This is a genomic window from Bradyrhizobium ferriligni (assembly GCF_056837965.1).
In genome coordinates this window covers 1-307 of record NZ_JBXEJO010000431.1, presented here as the reverse complement: position 1 = coordinate 307, position 307 = coordinate 1, and the positions used below count along the sequence as shown (strand labels likewise).

General features: G+C 46.9%; 1 protein-coding gene. It reads left to right on the top strand.

Going from position 1 to position 307, the window contains the following annotated elements; all coding sequences use genetic code 11:
• Nucleotides 1–15: 15 nt before the first annotated feature.
• Nucleotides 16–307, top strand: a 292-nt coding sequence (locus AC1VNY_RS42965) for a pentapeptide repeat-containing protein (protein ID WP_482409751.1), incomplete at its 3' end; no start/stop codon positions are given.

The following is a 307-nucleotide window of genomic DNA, read 5'->3' as shown; positions in this document are numbered from 1 at the left end:
TTTCATTTTTCTCGTCTGTATGGTTCCAGGTTTCATTCTTCTCGTCTGTATGGTGCCGGGTTTCGTTCTTCTCGTCTGTATGGTGCCGGGTTTCATTCTTCTCTCCTGTATGGTGCCGGGTTTCATTTTTCTCTCCTGTATGGTGCCGGGTTTCATTCTTCTCTCCTATATGGTGCCAGGTTTCATTTTTCTCGTCTGTATGGTTCCAGGTTTCATTCTTCTCGTCTGTATGGTGCCGGGTTTCGTTCTTCTCGTCTGTATGGTGCCGGGTTTCATTCTTCTCTCCTGTATGGTGCCGGGTTTCATT